Origin of the sequence: Vibrio sp. TRT 2004 (assembly GCF_050113735.1) — a bacterium.
In the GTDB taxonomy this organism is placed as follows: Bacteria; Pseudomonadota; Gammaproteobacteria; order Enterobacterales; family Vibrionaceae; genus Vibrio.
In genome coordinates, this window is the sequence record NZ_JBNJOH010000131.1 from 1 (window position 1) to 1,088 (window position 1,088).

Below are 1,088 nucleotides of genomic sequence, written 5' to 3' on the forward strand. Positions count from 1 at the left end.
AAATACTATGACGATAATGGTCATATGCGACCTAAATACCAATTGTCTTGGGAGATAGCTAGCCGTTGCTTTGATTATTGGGTTAAGTATCCATTTATTCGTAAACGAGTAACAACGAAATCAACTAAATTTAAAGTGTTTATGTGGGTGAATGCGTTAGGGATGTGGAGTTATATGTTTGCTTTTGGCTTGATGGTTATAGGTAAGTACTTAACTTAAGAGCGAGTTTAATCTTAAAGTTTTAAAGATTAGTTGACGCTTTCGCCCTTTGGACCGTAGATAACCCACACTTGAGCTGCTTAGCCACTGTTCGCATCGATAACCCCTCTCCCAATAACCGATTGATTTCATCATATCGATTTAAGTCAGCCTTTCGACCAAATTGCACACCTTTTTCCTTAGCCTTGGCGATCCCTTCTAAGCGGCGTTCATTGATAATCGCTCTTTCAAACTCAGCAACCGCACCGAGCATGTTTAACATCAAATCCTGAAAGGCATTCTGCTCACCAGTAAAATGCAGACTTTCCTTGTGAAACTGAATTGAGCGCTCTTTTTCGGTAATTACATCGATAAGCTGTCTTATATCGTTATCAGCGTTATCAGAAAGCGTAAGAAAGCGTAAAAAGGACATACGTAAAAAGGACACGCAATAAAGGGTGAAATATGAGTGAGTTGTTGATACTTACGCCAAAGGTTCCTTTCATGCGGGTTGTCGATTTTTGTTGGCATTCTTAACCTAACTGGATAACTCGCCAAAGGGCGTAATGACAACGAGGTAATGGTGTGTGATGAGATGGTCACCTCTATCTCGGCATCGCAACGTGCCATGATTAAGTTTTGACAGAATCAAGGATAGAGGTGACCAACATGAAATATAAGCTTATTAGTATCGATTTAGCAAAAAATGTGTTTCAGATTGCTGTATTCGACCGACAGAACAGACCAATTTCGAATAGCCAAGTACGCCGAAATAGATTGTTAGACACGTTAAGGCAATACGCTCCAACCACGGTTGTGATGGAAGCTTGTTACAGCTCAAATTATTGGGGGCGTGCAATTGAAAAGCTTGGGCATACGGTGAAGCTCGT

Annotated in this window: 1 protein-coding gene and 2 pseudogenes; 2 read left to right on the plus strand and 1 reads right to left on the minus strand. The window is 40.7% G+C overall.

Going from position 1 to position 1,088, the window contains the following annotated elements; genetic code table 11:
• Positions 1-219 (plus strand): annotated as a pseudogene (locus ACQEXR_RS20215) (hypothetical protein); the annotation flags it as partial.
• Positions 220-241: 22 nt separating this feature from the next.
• Here the strand turns inward: ACQEXR_RS20215 and ACQEXR_RS20220 are convergent.
• Positions 242-631, minus strand: coding sequence for a recombinase family protein (locus ACQEXR_RS20220; protein ID WP_427021043.1), 390 nt, complete (start codon positions 629-631; stop codon positions 242-244).
• A gap of 236 nt (positions 632-867) precedes the next feature.
• Between ACQEXR_RS20220 and ACQEXR_RS20225 the strand changes: the two are divergent.
• Positions 868-1,088 (plus strand): annotated as a pseudogene (locus ACQEXR_RS20225) (IS110 family transposase); the annotation flags it as partial.